The sequence below is a fragment of the Bradyrhizobium sp. CSA112 genome (genome assembly GCF_029051645.1).
Classification (GTDB): domain Bacteria; phylum Pseudomonadota; class Alphaproteobacteria; order Rhizobiales; family Xanthobacteraceae; genus Bradyrhizobium.
Genome location: NZ_JAACFS010000003.1, coordinates 103,790 through 127,007, shown reverse-complemented (window position 1 = coordinate 127,007; position 23,218 = coordinate 103,790). Strand labels below are relative to the sequence as shown.

General features: G+C 58.8%; 12 protein-coding genes and 1 pseudogene. 3 read left to right on the top strand and 10 right to left on the bottom strand.

Translation table 11 applies throughout. The features are described from left to right. Positions 1-304: 304 nt before the first annotated feature. A complete protein-coding gene (locus GWE18_RS08165; RefSeq protein WP_275185264.1) occupies positions 305-5,839 on the top strand; it encodes a DUF4082 domain-containing protein in 5,535 nt (1,844 codons plus the stop codon). Positions 5,840-5,973: 134 nt separating this feature from the next. Here the strand turns inward: GWE18_RS08165 and GWE18_RS08160 are convergent, their stop codons facing one another. Then, a complete protein-coding gene (locus GWE18_RS08160; RefSeq protein ID WP_275185263.1) occupies positions 5,974-6,561 on the bottom strand; it encodes an acyltransferase in 588 nt (195 codons plus the stop codon). Positions 6,562-7,117: 556 nt separating this feature from the next. Here GWE18_RS08160 and GWE18_RS08155 point away from each other — a divergent pair. Next, positions 7,118-8,302: a metallophosphoesterase family protein gene (locus tag GWE18_RS08155; RefSeq protein ID WP_275185262.1), complete on the top strand. Its 1,185-nt coding sequence runs from the start codon at positions 7,118-7,120 to the stop codon at positions 8,300-8,302. Here the strand turns inward: GWE18_RS08155 and GWE18_RS08150 are convergent. The 6 genes from GWE18_RS08150 to GWE18_RS08125 form a co-directional block, all read right to left on the bottom strand. Next, a complete protein-coding gene (locus GWE18_RS08150) occupies positions 8,256-9,569 on the bottom strand; it encodes an HlyD family type I secretion periplasmic adaptor subunit (RefSeq protein ID WP_275185261.1) in 1,314 nt (437 codons plus the stop codon). The two genes, GWE18_RS08155 and GWE18_RS08150, sit on opposite strands and share 47 nt — an antisense overlap. Next, positions 9,554-11,503, bottom strand: a complete 1,950-nt coding sequence (locus GWE18_RS08145) for a type I secretion system permease/ATPase (RefSeq protein WP_275185260.1) — start codon at positions 11,501-11,503, stop codon at positions 9,554-9,556. The genes GWE18_RS08150 and GWE18_RS08145 overlap by 16 nt, the downstream gene beginning before the upstream one ends. A gap of 79 nt (positions 11,504-11,582) precedes the next feature. Beyond that, positions 11,583-16,061: an Ig-like domain-containing protein gene (locus GWE18_RS08140; protein WP_275185259.1), complete on the bottom strand. Its 4,479-nt coding sequence runs from the start codon at positions 16,059-16,061 to the stop codon at positions 11,583-11,585. Between the two features lie 948 nt (positions 16,062-17,009). Continuing rightward, complete coding sequence (locus tag GWE18_RS08135; RefSeq protein ID WP_275185258.1) at positions 17,010-18,584, bottom strand: IS66 family transposase; 1,575 nt, start codon at positions 18,582-18,584, stop codon at positions 17,010-17,012. A 73-nt stretch (positions 18,585-18,657) separates the two neighbouring features. Continuing rightward, complete coding sequence (gene tnpB, locus GWE18_RS08130) at positions 18,658-19,005, bottom strand: IS66 family insertion sequence element accessory protein TnpB (RefSeq protein ID WP_275185257.1); 348 nt, start codon at positions 19,003-19,005, stop codon at positions 18,658-18,660. Then, entirely contained in the window at positions 19,002-19,409 is a 408-nt protein-coding gene (locus GWE18_RS08125) for a transposase (protein ID WP_275185256.1), read from the bottom strand. Before GWE18_RS08125 ends, tnpB begins: the two co-directional genes overlap by 4 nt. A gap of 100 nt (positions 19,410-19,509) precedes the next feature. Between GWE18_RS08125 and GWE18_RS08120 the strand changes: the two are divergent. Further along, positions 19,510-19,704: pseudogene (locus GWE18_RS08120) on the top strand (transposase); the annotation flags it as partial. Positions 19,705-19,716: 12 nt separating this feature from the next. Here GWE18_RS08120 and GWE18_RS08115 read toward each other — a convergent pair. From GWE18_RS08115 to GWE18_RS08105, 3 genes are all read right to left on the bottom strand, one after another. After that, complete coding sequence (locus GWE18_RS08115; protein WP_275185255.1) at positions 19,717-20,952, bottom strand: glycosyltransferase family 4 protein; 1,236 nt, start codon at positions 20,950-20,952, stop codon at positions 19,717-19,719. Positions 20,953-21,215: 263 nt separating this feature from the next. Further along, a complete protein-coding gene (locus GWE18_RS08110) occupies positions 21,216-22,055 on the bottom strand; it encodes a hypothetical protein (RefSeq protein ID WP_275185254.1) in 840 nt (279 codons plus the stop codon). A 20-nt stretch (positions 22,056-22,075) separates the two neighbouring features. Continuing rightward, positions 22,076-22,909: a hypothetical protein gene (locus GWE18_RS08105; protein WP_275185253.1), complete on the bottom strand. Its 834-nt coding sequence runs from the start codon at positions 22,907-22,909 to the stop codon at positions 22,076-22,078. Positions 22,910-23,218: the final 309 nt, after the last annotated feature.

Sequence of the window (23,218 nt, the reverse complement as noted above, 5' to 3'; positions counted from 1 at the left end):
CGTGCTCGCTTAAGGTCACTACCCAGCGCAGCATAGCGGTCCAGCGATCCACAAGTGGGCCGTCCATTGAAGCTGTCGCTCCTGTATCCGCCCAGTCATCACGGTTGCAGCCTCTCATACGTATTCCCCTTTCTCGCGCGAGGATATCATGAGGTCCTTATACGAAGATTCCGGTTTGGGCCGTATTGCTCTCGGACTGCGGACTTGGCCACGCACTGTCCTACGAGGAAATGCCCGCGCATCCGATTTGGACACTGATAGCGAGTCGCTTCTCGCCGCGCGGAAATGGTGGGAAGGTCCGGGCGTGATCGGCTTAGGTGCCGTCGCGTCGACATTCACTGAAATCGCCGAGGCACGCTTCGCAGGGTTGACAGCGGAAGTCCGGGCACCCGGCGCTGCTGCAGCCGAGCCAGCGATGTCAGATCCGGTTGTGCTCCTAGGCAGGACTCCTTCCGCGGTCTTGACGCCAACAATCGTTGGGTCATCTGCGCCCCCTCCGGCGGTTGCCGCCATTTGTGGCTGCGGCTACTTCCTTGCTCCGACACGGGTGCTCGACCAGATGGCGGCCAATGCGGCGCATGTGCAATTGAACGGTCAGTTGCACGATAGCCGAGTGTCCGGCGGAGCAGATTTCCTGTTGACCGGCCAGGCCGGGATCATGGGAGCCTCCGTCAGCACGGAGATGTCTTTACAGAACGTTGCTCCAATCAAAGATTGGGCCACCTTGCCAGCAGGAGGACAGGTCGGTCTCGCGACGCAGCCCGGCCCAATCGGAATTCTGTCCGGTGAGGTTACGACCGCAACGACTTCGCGGGCCGCCACAACGGCATCCCCCAACCTTCTCGCGGCTGCCGCGACATCTTCAAACCCGATCGTTCTTGAGAATCAGAAGCAGGGAACCCCACAAAGCGTGTGGGATATCGAGGGCGCCGGCAGCTCGAACATCGAAGGTTTTGCTACCGACATCAGCGTAGATAATGGCAATAGAATTGACTTCAAGATCAATACGAACTCATCAAATTACCGGATCGAGATCTATCGCCTCGGCTACTACGATGGCATGGGTGCGCGTTTGGTCACCACCATCCAGCATACGGGCGTGCAAAACCAGCCTGCGCCGCTACGCGACGCGACCACCGGCCTGGTCGATGCCGGCAACTGGTCCGTTTCGGCCTCCTGGGATGTTCCGGCGGATGCCGTGTCGGGCGTCTATATCGCAAAACTCGTGCGCCAGGACGGCGTTGAAGGCGCCAATCATATCCCCTTCATCGTGAGGGATGACAGCAGCACCAGCGACATCGTCTTCCAAACCGCGGACACGACCTGGCAGGCCTATAATGGGTGGGGCGGAGCAAATTTCTATGGCGGCAACGGCCCTGCGACGGGTCAGGGTGCTGGACGTGCCTATGCGGTGAGTTACAACCGTCCCATTGCCACCAGGGGCAGCGTTGGTGCGGCCTCTGGTCCGCAAGACTACTTGTTCGGCGCTGAATATGCAGCGATCTACTGGCTCGAGCAGAATGGTTATGACGTCTCTTACATGGCAGGCGTCGATGTAGACCGTTACGGCAGCCTGCTTCTCAACCACAAGCTTTATCTCGACGCTGGTCACGACGAGTACTGGTCGGGGCAGCAACGCGCCAATGTTCAGGCGGCCCGCGATGCCGGCGTGAATCTGTCATTCTGGAGCGGCAACGAGATGTATTGGCGCACGCGCTGGGGCAACAGCATCAGTAGCGACGGCACAGCCTACCGCACCTTGATCTCGTACAAGGAGACCTGGTCACCGTCAGCGTCGATCGACCCAAGCAATGAGTGGACCGGGACGTTCCGTGATCCGCGCCTCAGCCCGCCGGCGGTCGGCGGTGGAATTCCTGAAAATGCTTTGATCGGACAGATGTTCCAGGTTGATGATGTCGGCGCCAATAATGCCGCTGCCTTGCAGGCAATCACAATTGCCTACGACGACGCCAACCTGCGCTTCTGGCGAAATACCAGCGTTGCAAATCTTCAGCCTGGACAGACTGCGACGCTGACCGATAACTATCTCGGCTATGAGTGGGATGAAGCGGTCGACAACGGATTCGATCCGGCCGGACTGGTCCGGCTGTCTTCGACGACGCTTCCAGTTAATACCTATCTACTTGACTACGGTAACACAACAGGGGCCGGCGTCTCGACCCATAACCTAACGCTCTATCGCGCGCCGAGTGGTGCATTGGTATTCGGGGCCGGCACGGTCTACTGGTCGTGGGGCCTGAGCGACAACCACGACCTGGTACCAACTCCCAGCGACCCACGCGTGCAACAGGCGATGGTCAACCTTCTGGCTGACATGGGCATCCAGCCGGGGACGCTTCAGTCGGGGCTGGTTGCCGCAACCGGCTCAACGGACACCATCGCCCCGACCTCCACCATCAATCCGATAGCAAGCTTCAGCGCGCAAAGCGTGGTCACCATCTCCGGCACGGCCTCGGACGTTGGCGGTGGCGTGATCGGCGGCGTGGAGGTGTCAACTGACGGTGGATTAACTTGGTATAATGCAATCGGTGACGAGAACTGGACCTATACTTGGTCGCCACAGGTTGCCGGCACCTACACCATCAAGAGCCGCGCGGTCGACGATTCCATCAATCTGGAAACGCCGTCAGCAGGTCGCACGGTCGTCGTCACCGATCCGTCTTACATTACGCTGTTCCCCGGCTCGGCAACCCCTGCTATCGTCAACGCTACGGATGCAAGCGCGGTCGAACTGGGTGTGAAGTTTCAAACCTCGGTGTCGGGTACCGTAAGCGGAATCCGCTTCTACAAGAGTAGCCAGGATACGGGCACCCACACCGGCCAACTTTGGACCAGCACGGGTACCTTGCTTGCGACCGCCACCTTCACAAACGAAACTGCATCTGGCTGGCAGAGTGTGACCTTCTCCAACCCGGTCACTCTGACGCCGAACACCACGTATGTCGCTTCCTACCACACGAATGTGGGCCACTACTCCGTGAGCCCTAACTACTTCACGAGCAATGTGGTCAGTGGTCCACTAACTGCTCTGGCCAATGGCAATGGCGTCTATACTTACAGTAGCACCAGAGCGTTTCCGACGAGCACGTTTTCGGGGGAGAATTACTGGGTTGACTTGATGTTCAACCCCTCCACGACCAACAGCCAGCCGGTGGCCACGAACGACACCGGGCCGACTGTGACGCAAAATACGCCGATGACGATCACGGCCGCGTCGCTGACTGCTAACGATAGCGATCCCGATGGGGATGCCCTGACCGTCACGTCGGTGAGCGCAGCAACGAACGGCACCGTCGTTCTCAACACCCAGCCCAATCCGCAGAACAACACCATCACGTTCACACCCAACGCCAGCTATAGTGGTCCGGCGAGCTTCAGCTATACCGTCTCGGATGGGCGCGGCGGTACGGCCACGGCCAGTGTCAGCCTCGCGGTAGCATTGCCAGGAGCGGGTCCCTACAGCCTGTTCAATGCGTCAAGTACACCCGCACAGACCAACCTTAATGACGGAGCCCAACTCGAAGTCGGGATGAAGTTCACGTCCTCAGTGGCGGGTCAGATTACGGCTCTAAAATTCTATCGCAGCGCCAGCGATACTGGCCCCGATGTGCTCAATCTCTGGAGCGCGACAGGAACCCATCTCGCCAGCGCAACCTTTACGAACACCGCAGCCAGCGGCTGGCAGACTGTTACCCTGCCGTCCGCAGTTTTTATCGCTGCCAACACCACCTATGTCGCTTCCTATCACACTACCGGCGCTTATGTGGCAACCAACAACTATTTCACGACGGCCGTCACAAGCGGCCCCTTGACCGCACCATCCACGACCACTGCCGGCGGCAACGGGGTTTATTCCTACGGTGGTACCAGCACCACCGGCATCTTTCCGAACAACACCTACAACGCCGCCAACTATTGGGTCGATGTCGTGTTCACACCGTCCAGCGGCGCCAACCAGCCGCCGGTTGCCAATAACGACAGCGGTTACACAACCACGCAAAACACCGCGCTGACAATTTCGGCTGCGGCGCTGCTTGTCAACGATACCGATCCGGACGGCGGTACGCTGACGGTCACGGGCGCGAGCGGCGCCGTCAACGGTACGGTCAGCTTCAACAGCCAGACCAATGTGGTGACGTTCACGCCCGGACCCGGCTATACCGGACCCGCGTCCTTCAGCTACGCTATTGCCGACGGACAGGGCGGCACGGCCACTGCAACGGTCAGTCTGACGGTCAATGCGGCACCCAACCAGCCGCCGGTAGCGAGCAACGACAGCGGCTACAGCGCCACACAGAATACGGCTCTGACCATCGCCGCTTCGGCCCTGCTTGCCAACGACACTGACCCCAATGGCGATCCGCTGACCATCACCGGCGTGAGTGCCCCCGTCAACGGCACCGTCAGCTTCAACGCTCAGACCAATCTCGTCACGTTCACGCCGACTGCCGGCTACACCGGCGCCGCCTCCTTCAGCTATGCCATTTCAGATGGGCGTGGTGGCACTGCGACGGCAACGGCAAGTTTGACGGTGAACACGCCTTCGGTGAGTTTATTTTCGGCCTCCGATACGCCAGCAGTTCTCTCGGACTCCGGTACGGACCAAGTCAACCTCGGCGTGCGGTTCACGTCCTCTACCGCCGGCTCCATAACCGGCATCAAGTACTACAAGGGCGCAAATGACACCGGCGCGCACGCCGGCTCATTGTGGAGCAGCACGGGCACCTTGCTTGCGACAGCGACCTTCACCAGTGAAACGACGAGTGGCTGGCAAACGGTGACATTCAGCAACCCGGTATCAATCACTGCCGGGACCACCTACGTGGCAAGCTACCACAGCAATGGCCATTACGCACACACCGGTAACTACTTCACCAGTGCGCGCGTCAATGGCCCGCTCACAGCATCCGCCGGCAACAATGGCGTTTACACCTATGGTAATGCCAACTTGTTCCCGACAAGCACTTTCAACGCCACTAACTACTGGGTGGATGTGCTCTTCAGCCCCGCGAGCGGCGGCGCCAACCAAGCGCCGGTCGCGGCGAACGACTCCGGACTCAACGTCACTCAGAACTCCACGATCACGATCGCAGCGTCGGCGCTGCTCGCCAACGACACCGATCCGGACGGCGATAACCTGACGATCACCGGCGTTAGCAATGCCGTCCACGGCACCGCAAGTTTCAACGCCCAGACAAACGCCGTTACTTTCACACCCGACTCCGGCTATACGGGACCGGCCTCGTTCACTTATGCCATTTCCGACGGCCGGGGTGGTTCGGCGAATGCGTCGGCGAGTCTGACGGTCAACCCGGCATCAGCGAGCATCGTAAGCCTGTTCAGTTCCAATCCAACGCCAAGCCTCGTATCAGTTAACGATCCGAACTCAGTCGAGCTCGGGCTAAAATTCCAGGCGTCCAGCAACGGCGACGTCACAGGGCTACGCTTCTACAAAGGCGCATCGAATACCGGCACCCATGTCGCACATCTCTGGACCAGCACCGGTACCCTGCTCGCCACCGCCACCTTCACCAACGAAACGGCAAGCGGTTGGCAGCAGGTGGACTTCGCCACGCCGGTGACGATCAATGCAGGCTCGACTTATGTTGCGTCCTATCACACGTCAGGAAACTACGCCGCCGATCCCGGCCTGTTTAACTCGGCGGTTAGCAACGGACCGCTGACTGCACCATCGTCCGCCACGAGTGGAGGAAACGGCGTGTACGCTTATGGATCAGGCGCCCTTTTCCCGACGAATAGCTACAACTCCACGAGTTATGGCGTCGACGTTCTGTTCCGTCCGCAACTTGTGGCCTGACAAGGAGATTTTGCTTGCTTCAGCGGAGCTTTGGCGACTTGGACTAAGCCCTCGTTCGCCCGGCTCCGATGGACGCCTCGATGCGGGGCGGCACGTCAGATCGACGGATTGCTGCCAAACGTTGAGGAGTTAGTTTACTCGTCGGGCCGTGCGGATTTCGGCCGAGATGCTTCAGTGCCGAAAAGTCGTGCGGGAGAGCCGAACGCCTTAGCTCCTGGTGGGATATCCCGATTGACCAGCGAGTTTGCGCCAATCACCGCTCTGTCACCTACCGTCACCCCCATCTGAATGACGGCATTTGGACCGATGTAGACCCCGTGACCGATTTTTGTCGGCGCGTAGTCGACCGGCTTCGCTCCAAGCGAGATCGAGCGGTTCACGGTGTTGTGTGTGTAGATCTGAACACCGGCGGAAATGGAGCACCAATCGCCGATCTCAAGACCCCCGCCCGATCCATCCAGAAGGCAGCCCGGGCCGATCCAAGTATTTCGACCAACGACAACGTCACTCAGAACGAGCACATTATCATACATTGTCGTGCCCTCTCCGAACCCATAGGCAGCAGCGTTATCATGCCGTTCGGAAAGCAAATCTGCGATTGACACTCTTCGATTGAACTGTCGTTTCTTGCGAGCCGCAAGAAGTTGAAAAAAGCGCCGACAGAGCGCCAACCATTCGTCAGCCTGTTCTTCGGTGATTCGATGATCAAACCTGGAGTCCATGGGCTTCTGCGCTCTCCGCCTACGCATGAATGGGATCTCGACCTGAAACTACGCGTTCTGGCATGTCATGGGGAATGGCGAATTTGCCGGTCGTTGCACTTGGCGTCATAGCCCTGGTGACCTGTCAGAAGAATTCGTCTTCCTGCGTATCCTTAACCAGCCAAAGTTTTCCGAACTCGCGGCAGCCTTCCAGTTAGGGATGCTTTTCGTCAGTCCCGGACCTCCCGAGGAAATAGCTCTACAGCGTCGATCAGTGGATTGCGACAACTTCGCAGCCAAGAACGGGCGAGCTTCTCGGCGATCCTCTGCCGGTCAACATGTATCTCGCGGCCGATCGCGTCGGAATACAGACGCAACATATGAATGGTCTTACGCGGCACCTTGCATGGGACTTGGCCTGACTCTGTTGTTGCGGGCACCAGGAGGGCTTGCCCAACCCAAGTGACCTCGTAAATACCTCCAATTTAATGGAATATATTATATTGCGGCATTTTTCTCGGCAAGGCAATATTTAAATATATTATATTGGCATTTAAGATTAAGAGCTTTCTATTTTATGCTCGAAGAGCTCCTTGTGATTATTGGCTTGGAAGTGGTTCTACTCGTTTCAATCGCAGCGATGACGTTTCATCATAGGCGAATGGATGTGCTTAGTGGACGCTACTTTGCAAAAGATCAAAGCAATCACATGACGCCTGATTCGGGCATCAAGGGGCTTGAGTGCGAGCAAACGGCACGGCAGAAAGACGGGCTGACCGCTCCGCTCGACGAGAGGTCAAAACCGCCTCTGCCACATAGCTCCGAACCGACAAGTATTCGGACGTGGGGGTTGTGGCGCTCTTACATTCGCCGCGTTGCAGCCGCCCACATCTCGGCGCCGGCGGGTCGAGCTTGGGGTTCGCGGCGCGCGCAATCCATGTCGAAGACTGACGTCTCGACTAGCGCGCTTGGCCAGGGCAGCCAAACGCGCGCGGCACTCCCTGAAGGCATCAGAATATATGCGGTGGGCGACGTACACGGCCGCTCCGATCTTCTGGAGAGGCTACTGGCGGCCATCGACGCCGACTGCAAACAACGTCCGGTCCCCCGTCCAATTACCGTCTTCGTGGGTGACTATATCGACAGGGGACCCGACTCGCGAAATGTGCTCGATCTGCTGCTGCGATGGCAGAAATCCCACAAAACAATCTTCCTTCGCGGAAACCATGAAACGTTCCTGCCGCGTTTCCTCGCCGATCCGCTCAGCTTGGACGAATGGCGACGGTACGGCGGTCTCGAAACCCTGCTTTCTTATGGTCTTAGACCGAGCATCAATCCTGATCGAGACGAACAGGCCATGCTGGCGACCGAGTTCGCGGAAGTTGTTCCGCGAGAGCATCTCGATTTTCTGCAATCGCTCGACTTGAAGTTTAGCTGTGGCGGCTTTCTCTTTGTCCATGCTGGCGTTCGTCCCGGCGTTCCAATCCACGAGCAGACCGAGAATGATCTGCTCTGGATTCGTGACGATTTTCTCAACTGCGAACAGCCGTTCGAACGATTCGTGGTGCACGGCCATACACCAGTGAACGAGCCCGATCTGCGGCCGAACCGGCTCAATATCGACACAGGAGCTTACGCAACAGGACGGCTTACCTGCGTCGTCATCGAGAACACCTCTATTATCCAGTTAGCGAGTGACGAGCTGGAGGGTACGCTTACCGCTCCTTCAACGCGTGCTGCGCCTGATCCTGCAAGGGCTTGAGCAGATATGACAGCGCGGTTCTCGACGGCGTCTTGATAAAGACCTCGACCGGCATGCCTGGCACCACCTTGGCCGATCCGAGCTTTGCCAGTTCCTCGGGCTTGAGCAGAACCCGAGCCGTGTAATAGCTCGCGCCGGTCCGCTGTTCCTGTGTGAGGTCTGCGGAGACCACAGCGACTTCCCCATCTATCTCGGGGGTTGTCTTCTGATTGAAGGCCGCAAACCGAAGCGTTGCCGATTGACCAACATAGACCTGATCAATTTCTCGGGGAGCAATCTTAACCTCAACTGCGAGGGCGTCAGCATCCGGCACGATGAGCATGATCTGCTCGCCCGGGGCGATCACGCCTCCGACAGTATGGACCGCAAGCTGGTGAACTCGGCCGGACTGGGGTGCTCGAATGTCGATGCGATTGAGCTGGTCCACGGCAGCGATCTTGCGTTCAGCAAGTTCGGACAGCTTTGAGCGGGTTTCTATCAAATCCTTGCCAACCTCGGTTCGCAAATCCTGATCGATTTGAATGATCTGAAGTTCGACCTCGGCAATTTTGCCCTTTGCCTGCGCGATCATCCCGGCCAGTTGACTACGCTCGCCCTCCAGACGAGCGCTGTCGCGCTCCAGCGCGTTGAGCCGAGCGATCGGCACGAGATTCTTCTGGAAGAGGCCGCGAACTCCTTCCAGTTCTCCAAGGATGAAATTGACTTCCTTCTGCTTGGCCTCGGCTTGTCCTGTATAGCCCTTGATTTCGTCCTGTAGCTGCGCTCGTCGCTCCTTGAGCTGCGACTTCTGCCCGTTCCGGGCCTGGCCGCGAAGGTCAAACAACGCCCGTTCGGCAGCGATAGCGCGCCCGGCTTCGGAACGGCTGTCTTTCATCCTTTCCAGCAGCGCCTTAGGAAATGCGATCTCGTCGACGCTGTCCCGTTCCGCTTCAAGGCGAGCCTGGCGAGCGAGCAGTTCGTCGAGGCTCTTGGTGACGATCGTCGCGCTAGCCAGCGTCTGAGTTTCATCAAGACGAATTAGTATGTCACCCGCACTAACCTTGTCTCCGTCCCGCACCCGCAGTTCGCCGACAATACCGCCGGTGCCGTGCTGAACTTTCTTCACACTCGAATCGACGACGACGACGCCTTGGCCGATCACGGCGCCTGACAACTGCGAAGTTGCTGCCCAGCCGCCGATTCCAAATGTCACGAAAGCCGTCATGATGATCCCGACGACCATGTATCGCTGAATCGAGTGCAGCGCCGGGGTCACCGCACTGTCCATCTGCCGCCTCCCTGGCTATCCGCCACCACCTTGAGCGGCACGGGCGTCCGCAGCACGGTCCTGAGAACCTCCTCTTTCGGACCAAACGACTGCACTCTTCCATCGCCCACTACCAATACATGGTCGACTGCTTCAAGCGCTTTTGGACGATGGGCAACCACTACGACGATCCCACCGCGGTTACGCACGTTGACGATTGCCTCGGTGAGAGCTGCTTCCCCCTCTGCATCGAGATTTGAGGTCGGCTCATCAAGCACCACCAGGAAGGGGTTGCCGTAGAAGGCGCGCGCAAGTCCAATCCGTTGGCGCTGGCCAGCGGACAACGTCATTCCGCCCTCACCAACCTGCGTACTATAGCCATCCGGGAATGAAAGGATGAGATCATGCACACCGGCGATCCGTGCCGCTTCCAGGACGGCGTCCGGGGTGGCCTTTAGATCAAATCGCGCAATATTGACGGCGATGCTGCCCTCGAACAGTTCGATATCCTGCGGCAGATAGCCGATATGCCTACCTAATGCTTCCGAGGACCACTGATCCAGCGCAGCGTTGTCGAGCTTGATCCTGCCACGAAGCCGTGGCCAGACACCAACGAGCGCACGGGCCAACGTCGACTTGCCGGCACCGCTCGGCCCGATGATTCCAACGGCCTCTCCCTTTCGCAATTGGAACGAGACATCACTAAGGATCAGCTTCTCTGAATCCGGCGCCGCGACATAGAGCTGCTCCACGACGAACGCCTCGGTCGGCGCCGGCAGCGCGAGCGGCTCCTTCTCCTTGGGCAGGAGTTCAAGCAACTGATCCAGCCGTTGTCCGGACTGACGTGCGGCGACGAATCCTTTCCAGTTGGCGATCGCCGTCTCTACGGGAGCAAGTGCCCTCGCCGTCAGGATCGATCCAGCAATGATGATGCCTGCCGTGGATTCCTGATTGATGACAAGGACCGCGCCAACGGCGAGGACCAGAGACTGGAGAAATGAACGAAGGATCTTGGAAAGCCCACCGAGTCCGCTCGCCACATCACTCGCGCTCTCGTGCGCCGCAAGGTATTTTGTATTGATGGACTGCCAGCGTTGCGCAGCTTGCCGCCTCATGCCCATGGCCTGGAGAACTTCAGCGTTTCGTCGCCCTTCCGCAGCGAGCGCGCTGCGTGAAATCGCCAATCGCGAAGATGCCTTCGCCGGCCCGCGCGTTCGCATCTCGGTCGCAACCGTTATGGCGACCAGCAGCAGTCCGCCTATTAGTGCGGTTACGCCGATCCAGAAATGAAAAAGAAAGCAGATGCCGAGATAAATTGGCATCCACGGCAGGTCAAACAGCGCGATCGGCCCGCCTCCCGAAAGAAAGCTGCGGACCAGATCAAGATCCCGCAGCGGCTGCATACCGTCACCATCGCCGCGCGTCTTAAGAGGAAGACGAACCAGTGAATCGAATACGCGCGCCCCGAGCCTTTCGTCGAAGTAACGTCCAATCCGCGCGCTTATTCTATTTCGGACCAGATCTAGGCCGCCCTGAAATGCGTAGAGCACCGTTGCGAGCAACAAGAGCGCGACCAGTGTCGGTATGCTACGACCCGGCAGCACCCGATCGTAAACCTGAAGCATGAAGAATGAGCCGGTGAGCATAAGAAGATTGCTCAGGCCACTGAACGCTGCCAAAGCCCAGAATATTCGGCGGCAAGACACCAGGAAGGCCGATATTTCGGATCGCGGCTCATCGTACTCTCTCGCCGAGCGCCAGCGCGAGAACAGGCGCTGGCGAATGGCTTCGACCGAACGCTCCGCGCACTCATTCACTTCAGGAATGCGCAACCACGATCGAGCTCGTTCCGCCAGAATTCCCAAGGCGGCGACAAACACCGCCCATCTTGAGACCTCGATCTCGTCAAGCCTCTTGGGCGGGGGGATTTCCCCCCGCCTTCTGAAATCAGTCATGGCACTCGCCCCTTGAACCATGCCCTTCTGGGGGTGTCCCCAAGGCAGATGTTACCAACTCCTTTTACAAACCCCCAGCTCACGCAAAGTGGAAGTCGCCGCTATTAAGCGCGCTCAGTTTGGTGTTCTTCAGCGTAAGCGCGTCGCTTCCGGTGGAAATGACGACGTCCTGACCAACTTGGCTCGCGTGCGAGAGAACGCTCGCAAAGCTGTCGAATACTGTCCTGCTGAATTGGATCGTGTCTTGCGCAGTTCCGCTCGCCGCGAAATCCTTGATGACGTCGCGGCCGAAGTTTGCGGCAAACACGAAAGTATCGTGTTGGCCGCCGCCAACCAGGATGTCATTACCCGAGGTGCTCTTCAGCGTGTTGCTGGCTGTCGAGCCAAGAATCGCGCCCCCTGAAGTACCGACGACCTGGCCAGCGCTATCGATCTGCTTGGCGGTATAGGTGTGAACCGTGTCGGACACGGCCGACGATGTCTGGTAGGACCAGGTACCATCGGCTGCCGCAGTAACTTTTCCAATCGACGTGTTGCCATCATACAGCTTGATCTGACTGTTGGCATCGGCGACGCCTTTGATGGTGACGATGTCGCTCCAGTTCTTGTACATGGTGGTCAAAGCGACAGACGAAGTCGGCGCAGCTGCACTGGAAGCACCGATCTGTCCGTCACCGTTGAGATCCTGATGGAAGCTCGTCTCGAGCGTTTTTAGGACAGAGTTCGTACCCGACACCTGGCCGCCCGACGCGGAGCCGGTCAGGGTGCTGACATGGGAAACGTAGTTGCCGTTGTTGTCGGTGTTCCAGGCCGTGTACTGTCCGGTGCTCGCCTCCTTCCAGGCAACCTGATAGCCCGTCGCCGTCTTTTCCGCACCGATCGGCGTCCAGGTGCCATCTTGCCCGTCCACAAAATCCGCGCCGCCATACTTCAATGTGGGGCCGGATCCGCTGCTGCTGTTGAGGTAATATTTGCCGCCGCTCTCAACGAGACTTGTCGCACCAGCCGACTCGACTTGCTTGCTCGGAGTTGGCGTTGGCGACGTCGGTGTGCCTACACTGGAAGCACCGATCAGCCCGTCACCGTTGAGATCCTGACGGAAGCTCGTCTCGAGCGTTTTTAGGCCAGAGTTCGTACCCGACACCTGGCCGCCCGACACGGAGCCGGTCAGGGCGCTGACATGGGAAACGTAGTTGCCGTTGCTGTCGGTGTTCCAGGCCGTGTACTGACCGGTGCTCGCCTCCTTCCAGGCAACCTGATAGCCCGTCGCCGTCTTCTCCGCACCGATCGGCGTCCAGGTGCCATCTTGTCCGTCCACAAAATCCGCACCGCGATACTTCAGCGAGGGGCCCGATCCGCTGCCGCTGTCGAGGTAATATTTACCGCCGTTCTCAACGAGACTCGTCGCACCAGCCGACTCGACTAGCGAGGATGGCGTGCTCGGCGTTGTTGGCGTTGTCGGAGTCGACCCACTGATCGCACTGCTGACCGACTGCGACGCGGCGCTCACATTGCCTGCCACGTCCGCAGCCTTGGCCGTCAGCGTATGCGCGCCAGTCGACAAGGCGTTCGTCGTGATGCTCCAGGCCCCGGTCGAGCTCGTCGTCCCCGTCCCGACCACCGTGGTCCCGTCGTAGACGGTGACCGTGCTGTTGGCCTCCGCGGTCCCGGACAGCTTAACCTGATTGGTATTGACGATGGCGTTGGTGCTCAAGACCGGGGTAGTCGGCGCCGCCGTATCCACCGTCACGGTCACCGCACCGGACTTGGCGCTGGTCTGGCCGCTCGGGCTGGTCGCGGTCGCGGTCAGCACGTGCTTGGCGTCGGTCAGGACCGAGGTGATGTAGTCCCAGCTCCCCGTCGAGCTGGCGGTCGCTGCACCGATCTGGGTCGAGCCATCGTAAATCTTGATGGTGCTGTTGGCCGCAGCGGTCCCCTTCAACGCGAGGGTATTATCGTTGGTGATGCCATCGCCGGCCGCTCCGGTATCGTTGGAGAAGGAGGCGATCACTGGAGCGCTTGGCGTGCTCGGCGTCGTGGGGGCATTTGCATCCTGCAGAATGCTGCCCGACACCATATTTACGTTGTGCACGTACACTGTCTTGGCGCTGCTGTCGTTCGGGCCGCCACGGATGCCACCGATGGCCAGCCCCGCGAGAGATTCTGACGGATCGAAATAGTTGTCGTGCACCTTGAACGTGTTCACGAGAGACGGCACCGTGACCGCGGTGAACGCGTTGACGCTGCCCATCATCGTATTATAGCCAATTTCGCCAGAGGTAATGATACCCTTGAGGGTAATATTGCCCGCGCTGTCGGCGAGATCGGACTCGATCATGAAGCCCTGCGTAATACCGCCATTCTGGGTGGTCGTATTGTACATGACGGTGGCGGTGTACGGCCCACCAACGAATTCCAAATAGTCGCCATGCGCGCCCGGAGTCATTCCGGCGTTCTGGATCAGATTATACTGGATCACAACAGCGGCTGGCCCACTATTATGCATCTGGATCATGTCGTTGCCGGCATTCTTGAGCCAGGAATGATCCACCGTCAGCGTACCTGAACCGCGCATCGTGATGAGGCCATGCTGTCCTTGCGTGCCCGCCACGCCAACGTTGCTGCCGTCGATGGTGGTGTTGCCGACATACACGTTCCCGGACGATTGCGTCCCGAGGATCGGGGCATTGCCGTTGGCGCCGATCTTGAAGTTGGAATTCAGGATCGTCGTATTGGTGCCGTTAATGACCACGCCCCAGCCGCCGTTCAGGGAGAAATCGTAGCCATCAAGGGTGACGTTGTTGCCCGTGACGGTCACGATGTGGCTCGACGCATTCACCGTCACCCCAGCCATGGAGATCGTCGCCGGATTCTTCAATACCTGGCCGTCGGGTACCCCGACATGATAATCCACGCCGGCAACCTTCCACGGCGCCCGGTTCGCCCCATACTCGTTGAGCAGGTTCGCAACCTGGGGGGCTCCCGCCGGCGCATTGCTGGAGCCATCGCCTGCCCCGCCACCCGGATTGGGAGTAGGGTTGGGATTGGGAGCCGGGTTGGAACCGGTTCCAATGACGGGATTCACAGCCGAGGACGCGACGCTCGCGTTGCCTGCAGCGTCGGTCGCCTTCGCCGTCAGGGTATGCGAGCCGGTCGTTAGAGCAGAGGTCGTAAGGCTCCAGGCCCCGTTCGAGTTTGCGGTGGCGGTGCCGACTTGCGTCGTGCCGTCATAAACCTTGATCGTGCTGTTCGCCTCGGCATTTCCCGACAGCGCCACCTGACTCGCGCTGTTGACGGTATTGCTGGCAATCGTTGGCGCAGCCGGCGCTTTGGTATCGACCGCGACTGACAGCGTGGATGAGGCCGCGCTGGTCTGTCCCGACGAGTTGGTCGCGGTCGCCTTCAGCGTGTGACTGGCGTCCGACAGCGCAGACGTGGTGTAGCTCCACGCACCGCTCGAATTGGCGGTCGTGGTGCCAATTTGGGTCGAGCCTTCGTAAACCTTCACCGTGCTGTTGGCGGGGGCCCTGCCGGTCAGGGTCAACGTGTTGTCGTTGGTGATGTGATCGCCGGTAGTTCCGCTGTCCGTGGAGAAAGATTCGATGACAGGGGCGGCTACAGTGGTCGGCGTGGTTGGCGGAGTTGCCGTTCCAGTCACGCTATTGTCTTTGTTGATCGTCTTCCCGGTCGCCATGTCGACGTTGCCGGAATATGTCATCGAGATACCGCCCCCACTCCCCGGATAGAAGTAGTAGTAGGCTCCGCCGCCATACATGTAGTTATTCTGCACCACACCGGTTTCTCCCGGCTGGGCATGGATCATGGCCGAGACTGATGGATCGCCCGACGCATCCGGGATCGCGATGATCGTGTTATTGGCAATGAGGCCATTACCGCCATCAGCAAGCTGAATCAGTTCGCCGCCAGCCGCCTGTGGTGACTGATAGATCGTATTGTAGGAGACGACAGTGTTCGGAAAACTGCCCATCATTTGCAAGACATTGAGGTGGGCACCGGCGACGGTGCCGCCGTCCATGATCAGATTGTAGCTGTAATTGACCGTGCCGCCGTTGTTGAGTTCAACGAAATGCTGCGCGCTATCGTGCATGTAGTTGTACTGCACGATCTTGTTTCCCGAGCCAGACAACGTGACGAATGCCGACGATTCCCGATCACCGGTGTGATCGAACGTGTTGGCAATAACGCTGACATTGGATGTCGATGGATCTGCGTAGATCGAACTGCCGGGGGGGAAATTCGAGTTCTTGATGGTCGTATTGCTTGCACCGTTCGTGACGTAAACACCCCAGCCCTTGAAGTCGTAGCCATCGAGGGTGACGTTGTTGCCGGTCACCCGGATCAGGTGGTTGGCGGTGTCGATCGACACCCCGGACATGTTGATGGTCGAAGGGTTCTTGAGCACCGTACCGCTCGGGATGCCAACCGCGTAGTCAACGCCGGCCACCTCCCACGGCGGACGCGTCGCATAGCTATCCAGCAAGTTCGGAACCTGCGGCGATCCATTCGGGGCATTTGCTGAGCCGTCGTTAACTGCCATCTACCCGTTCTCCTGATTATTTGACTTTTGTGTCCTTTGACATGCGCTCAAATTCGAAGTTGTCCCCCGAGCGGCATGCCTCGACTGTTAACCAAAGTCAGTGACTGCGAATCAAAGTCAGTCCATAAACCATCATGCGACGGTTCGTACGTTCCTCGTACTGGCTGGTTACCGACGACTTTTTTGCGACCACATCACGGCTCCGCTGGGGTGATATTTGGCCCCCATCGCCAAGGTTGCTTAGCCTCCCTGATCTCAAATTCGGAAAAATAAAATCTCGTATAATGCGGAGCTTGAATCCTGGACAGCCGCTTATAAAACCTTCGCGGCTGCGGCCGGACGAATATTGCCGGATCTTTAGATCATATTCCTCAGATCTTAGATTATATTCCCAGAGTACGTCTTGTTTTAGCAATAGCCACTTTCTGTTTTAACAGGACATTACTCGGCCATCGATCATTTAACTCTCAATGACCTTTAGGGGACGCAGTTGATTTAATAGCAGAGGCTGCGCGTGATCACAGGGCACCTACGAGGGAGATCAGCGGCCGTGCGAATCAGCCGCCGGCAACACCTCGGGATCGTCGGGCAGAGCTTTGCTCACACGCAAATCAGCGGCTATTCCCCGCTGCCGGGCGCCCCGCTCGACGCTCCTGCTTCACTTCGCCGCAGTTTATCAACAGGTCTCGGAGGGGGACCACCGTCTCCCGCGCTCCGACGGAACGGAGCCAGCGCCGCCACCGCCGCCTTTAGCGCCGGCGGACCACGACCGTGATCCGCATCCTAGTCCCGGCGGCAAATTCGATCTCGATCGCCCCACCAGCCGCCCCAACGGGACCGGGCGTCGCTCCCGCTTCCGGGGCCATCAACGCTCACGGACTGGGGTGGGCGGTACGCATCCGGTGACGGCCCCCGGTTAGGCCGTTCTGGGTGGAGGACTGATTAGGCTCAAGCCGCGTGAGCGATGCTCTGAAGCCGCCAATTCCAAGGCAGGAGTTCGTGGATGCGTTTGGCGGGGTAATCTGGCAGGCGGGCCAGCACGTCGGCGAGCCAAGCTTGTGGATCGATGTCGCTGAGCTTGGCGGTGGCGATGAGGGTGTAGATCGCAGCCGCACGCCGACCGCCCTCGTCGGAGCCGGCGAAGGTCCAGTTTCTTCTGCCCACGGCGACGGCCCGTAGCTCGCGCTCGGCGGCGTTGTTCGACATGCACAGGCGCCCGTCATCAAGGAAGCGGGTGAATGCATCCCAGCGGCTGAGGCAGTAGTTGATCGCCTTGGTCGTCTCGTTGTTCCTGGAGAGCTTGTCTCGCTGCTCGCGCAGCCAAGCGTGCAGTTCGGCGATCAATGGTCGACTGCGCTCCTGGCGCACGTGCCGGCGCTCCTGCGGCGCGAGACCGTTGATCTCGCGCTCGATGGCGAACAGGACGTCGATGCGCTTGACCGCCTCGGCCGCGATCGGCGCCTTGCTGAGCCGTGCCAGATCGAAGAACTTGCGCCGGCCGTGCGCCCAGCACGCGGCCTCGATGATCGGACCTGCTTTGCGATTGGCCTCGTAGAGCTTGCCAAAACCGGCATAGGCGTCGGCCTGCATCAGCCCGGCATAGCCCGCCAGATGTTGCTCCGGGTGCTCACCGCTACGATCCGGCGAATAGAAGAACACGGCGGCCGGCGGATCGGGGCCGGCGAACGGTCGGTCGTCGCGCGCATAGGTCCAGAGCCGGCCGGTCCGCGTCTTGCCCTTGGCCAGGACCGGCACCGTGGTGTCGTCTGCATGGATGCGCTCGGCAGCGAAGACATGGCTCCGGATTGCATCGACCAGCGGCATCAGGGTTGCGGCCGACGCGCCCACCCAGTCGGCGAGCGTCGATATGTCGAGGTCGATGCCTTCGCGCTGGTAGACGTCGCTCTGACGATTGAGCGGCAGGTGCAGGCCGTACTTGGCGAACAAGACATGAGCGAGCAGCTTCGGCCCCGCACGTCCACGCGCAATCGGGTGCGAGGGCGCCGGCGGCTGAGTGATCGCCTCGCAGGCCCGGCAGACGAGCTTCTCGCGCACGTGCTGGATCACTTTCCACTGGCGCGGGATGAACTCTAGCATCTCGGTCACGTCCTCGCCGATCTTACGCAATCGGTTTTCGCCGCAGCATGGGCAGGTCGCAGGCACCGGATAGACAATGCGCTCCCGCGGCAAATGCTCCGGCAGCGGCCGGCGCGCCGGCTTGCGGCGCTCGAATGGTGCCACCGTAATCTTGTCGGCTGCGGCCATCTGCGCCGCAGTCTCGGCTTGCGCGGCGTTCTCTTCCAGATCGGCGAGCTGCAGCTCGAGCTGGTCCAGCAATGCGCCTCGCTCGGAGGACTGTCCGAACTGCTCGTGCCGCAGCTTCTTGATCGTGAGCTTGAGCTTCTCGATCAGCAGTGTCCGTGCCTGAGCTTCCGCCTCCGCGGCCAAGCAGGCCGCTCGCTCGGCAAGCAGCATCGCCTTCAGCGTGGTCACATCGTCGGGGAGAGAATCATCGGCGCTCATCGCCGACCAGAGAATCACAAGACGCGGTCTCTGTCCGGACTGCCGATCGTGCCATCGATTCAAATCACAGCGATCAGCCGGCCGCCTGCGGTCGCCACGTGTGTTGCGGCATGCGCCAGTCAATGCCCTCCAGCAAGTAGCCGAGCTGGGCCGGGGTGATTGTCACCACGCCATCAGTCGACGACGGCCAGAGAAAGCGGCCGCGCTCCAGCCGCTTGGCGTAGAGCGACATACCCAGCCCATCATGCCAAAGGATCTTGATGAGCTTGCCGCTCTTGCCACGGAACACGTAGAGGTCGCCGCCGTGCGGGTCGCGCCTGAAGGCTTCCTGCACCAGCAAGGCCAGCGAGTTCATGCCGCGACGCATATCGGTATGGCCGGTCGCAATCCACACCCGTATGCCCGACGCAATGGGGATCACCGCGGCCGTCCATCAGCCAGTGCCGCGACCGCGGCCTTTAGCGTCGCCGCGTCGACCGTACCCGTGATCCGCATCCGAACCCCGGCCGTGAACTCGATCTCGATCGCGACGCCGCCGGCCGACCCGACTGGACCAGGCGTCGCCCCCGATTCCGCGACCACCATCGCCGGTACCAAGCCTGTTTGATGGTTGGCATCCTTCGGCTCGGGGCGAAACGACCGTCGCCATCGGAGCAGCAATGAGCGCGAAACGCCGTATCGCCGCGCCGTCGCAGCGACCTGGCGCGGCGCCTGTAAGCTCTCCAGGACGATCTTGAGCTTCTCATCCTCGGACCAGCGCCGCCGCCGGCCTGTGTCCACCACTTCGAGCCGTTCAACCTGGGCGCTGCGCCTATCACTGTCCATAAGGACAGTTCTCAATAACGCGTCTCACTCGGCAAGGCGGCCTTCACCGGACGGATACGGTGGGCGCCGCGACGGCACCCTGATGCCGCCGGTAGCGGCGATCCGAAGCCATGTCCTTGCGTCGAACGCATCCACGCGGCTGACATCACGGTGTCAGTCGTGGCCAAAGGCAAGGCGCGAACCGGCCTGCTCTGGATCTATGAGCGCGACGATCGTCCGTTGCCGGGCCAGATCCGCCGGCGGTCGTGTTCTTTCACCTGATCGCGGCGGTGAGCATCAGGAGCACCATTTGGCGACTAATGTTGTCTTAGACACCTGGCGCCCGACTATGATCTGGACTGAGCCCGCGCACGGCACTTTCGGACATGTCGGTCGATCTTGCTCGCAGCATGTATTCGATTATGCTTGCAATTTTGGCGCCGCCGACGCTCAGATCGTGACAGCTGATGACTTTCTGCTTAGCAGCCGTTCCCGTTCGCCTGCACAGCTCAGGTGACGCAAGAAGCTCCACCACTTTGTCTGCCATTTTTTCAATATCAAACTTCGGAACGATGAAACCCGTATCGCGCTGCAAAAACTCCGGCGCGCCGCCCGTGTGATCAAAGCAGATAATAGGCAGCTGATGCAACGCGGCCTCCAGCATCACGAGCGGGAACGGATCCTCCCTGGAAGTCAGAAGAAAGATGTCCGCTGCTTCGAAGTATGGCGCAACGTTGGGTCTGTTTCCTATGAAATGGACCAGGTTCTGAAGTCCAGAGGACGAAACTTGTTTTCGCATTTCATGTACGTTCTGACGCTTTCCACCAATCCACACGAAATGGGGGCCAGCAGCGCCATTTTTTTCGGTGACTTCGGCTGCGACTCTTAAAAAAAGGTCGATACCCTTACGATGTTCAATAGAGCCACAGCCGCATACTATTTTTGCGTGTTGAGGAATTCCGAGCTCGAGCCTGATAGCCTCAGGTGATGGATCTTGTGCAACAGAAGCATTTGAAAGCGGTATGAAACCGTGAATCGTCTGAATCCTGCGAGCTGAAATCCCATAATTGTCTGTAAGATTTTGTCGCACGGCGTGAGAAACCGCAATGTAATGCGATTTGTGGCGTTCCAGGACCCTGATATTCTGCAGTCCCAAGCCTTGAATAGCGCCATCGAGCTCGTGAACATGGCAGATCACGGGGCAGGCGAGAAAGGAAAGAAAGTCCAACATTCTCGCGCTTGCTATCGAGTTGGCGTAAATTAGCCGAATGTTGCCGCGCGCGAGACCCTTACGAAGCTTAGCCAAGTGGTTCTTGTCGTGCCAACTGCTCATTTTCAGTCGACGCAGTACTTTGTAAGGGAGAGTAGGTCTCGGCTCAATTGTGTCGACTGTCCCGATGAACTGAAACTCCGACAACATTTCTCCCGAACTTCCAGCTAAAATATGAATTCCAAACTCGGAGTTTGCTCGCAACCAGCGCAGCAATCGCAAAAGGAATATTGACGCGCCCGTCCGCGAGGCCTCATGCTCCAAGAACAACACTGTCCCGTGCTTGCTGCTCATTTCGGTCGCCATGTCGTACAATCGGTCATGTGGCGCCGGCAGTGGGGCATTTCCTTATCATCAGAGCGTTCTGATGTTTGCCCGGCATGACGTAGTCGCCGTTCGTTGCTTGGTTTGATCGTCCCGCACTAAGATAGTGTCGCCGCCGAGCGCGACGTGTCCCCCTCCGCAGCCAGGCTTTTCGATCACAGACACGATTGTGAGAATCCAGAGGCAGCAACTGCCGTCGTGAACCGTGCACTACAGAAACCTTCATTTTCGTTTCAGACACGTGCTTGAGACAATGGAGCGGCGAGCACTCGATCGATTCCAAGCTCCCTTACCTTCGCGGAAGGATCGGAAACGCGCTGGTCTGTGTAGGTAGATCTTCGACAGAGCGCCTTATACCGGATGCTCAATCTGCGTAGTGGTAGGGCGAATGGATTGCGTGTGAGTGCGCCGCACGTCGTGGCCACCGGCAAACGGGCAGCCCACTTTCGCACCATATAGCGATATGACCGAACGTAGTCGGATCCGAGGGACAACTGCGGCTTGGCGTTATGAATAAGGGGCATATCGAGCCCGTAACAGGTCCGCCCTTGCCGCTCCGCTTCAAGAGCAATATCGGTGCCGTAGAGATGGAATTCGGGTAGCAGAGGATCGAAAGATACGCCTGCCTCGCGCCGCAACACGAATGCCATTTCATCGAAGCTCACAATGGGAACAGGCCCGTCCGATGCCTTGCCGAACAGCCCCCCATTTTCCGGAAACAAGGGCGCCAGGGAGCAATCCCACGTCCGCCCGACGACTTCACCCGCTGCAGTTACACCGCCGCTTGCAGCCACCGCCCAACTGGGATCGAGAAGCATAAGGCGATCGATTTCCCATGCGAGCCGCTCAAACCAGTTTTCGGGAAAATAGACATCGCAGTGGGCAAAGACGAGAAAATCGGCGGTCGCTGTCTCTATTGCGCGCGCGTAGGCCGCTGCAGCGCTTGGCTGATTCCACAGGATCGTCAAACCGACATCAGAGTTGGCAATTGATGGCGAACGGTAAAGATCTCGCTCCAATGTGCTGACATCGCTGGACCGTGCGCAGGTATAGATATGGAAAAGCGGGGCCATTCAAGAATTCCAATAATCTCTCAATGCGGAGTGGTAAGCGGTAGGTGCTGAGCTTCGTCCGAGACAAATCGGCAATAATCCGGACTCTTAAAATCGTGATAGATGTAGATCTGATGGTGCCAAGTCTCTGGATACGGCGCCTTTGTCAAATATGTAGTTTTGCAGATCTTCTGGGTATCATGGGATGCATTAAATTCATTTATCGCAAGCAGCGGACCGGTATATTCACTAAAGAGGGAGACATCGTCTCCAATTATGTCGTCGAAATATATGAAAGCGCGAGGAAGCAGATGCTCACGGTGCAATTCGAATAGTTTGAAGGCATCCCTGGTTGACGAATAATAATCGAGATCCAAAGAGATGGCGCCAATGGGCGCAGGATTATAGTCTCGCACGAATTGCGGCAGGCGGTCCGCTATGTTGCCGAGAACCAGTTGCGAGCGCGTCAGCTTCGCCTTCAATTTTTCGCCGTCCATGGCAAAAAAGCCTTGCCTCCAATGATGCGGCAAATCTCGATAGTCGTCAGGCGGAGGCAAGCCCTGCCCGGTGTCGAATCCAAAAATCTGTACCTCGATGCCCATCAATTTCTTCACTTCGGCGGCATGCATTTCGAGGTTAAGGAGTCCATTGCCTCCGGCAACGCCGAACTCGATTACGCTCACGCTCTTATGGCCGAGTTTCCTGGCCAGCTTAGCGGCCTGTAAAACACAGTATCCGTAGTGCGGCCTATCAATTGCGCTATTTGCGATGCGGGTTTCATAGGGAAATAGATTGAATCGCCTTGCGATTTCCCTGGACAATTTTGCCCGAATGGACCCCTTGTGGAACGCTAGCTTTGTTATGGCGGCGCGCATTGTGACGATCTTTCGCTAGAGCTTCTCAGCGGTTACAGCGGCGCCGTCGTAGTGTTGCATCGAAAAGATGCCCCCTTCATTTGGGCAAATGTCAAACATCGCGGGCGGCTGGGCTCGCATCTCGCCCCGCTGGGACTCGCGCCCGACACCAAAGGTCCGTCTTCAATCAAAGAGGAGCGCTTATCCCGCACGCAGTTTCTTTCGACCATTCATCTCTCCACATGCAGATCGCCGAGACCGCATATCGTACCGCAGCGATAAACACCCGCAACATTTAAATCCAATATTTAATATAATCAAGATTAATTT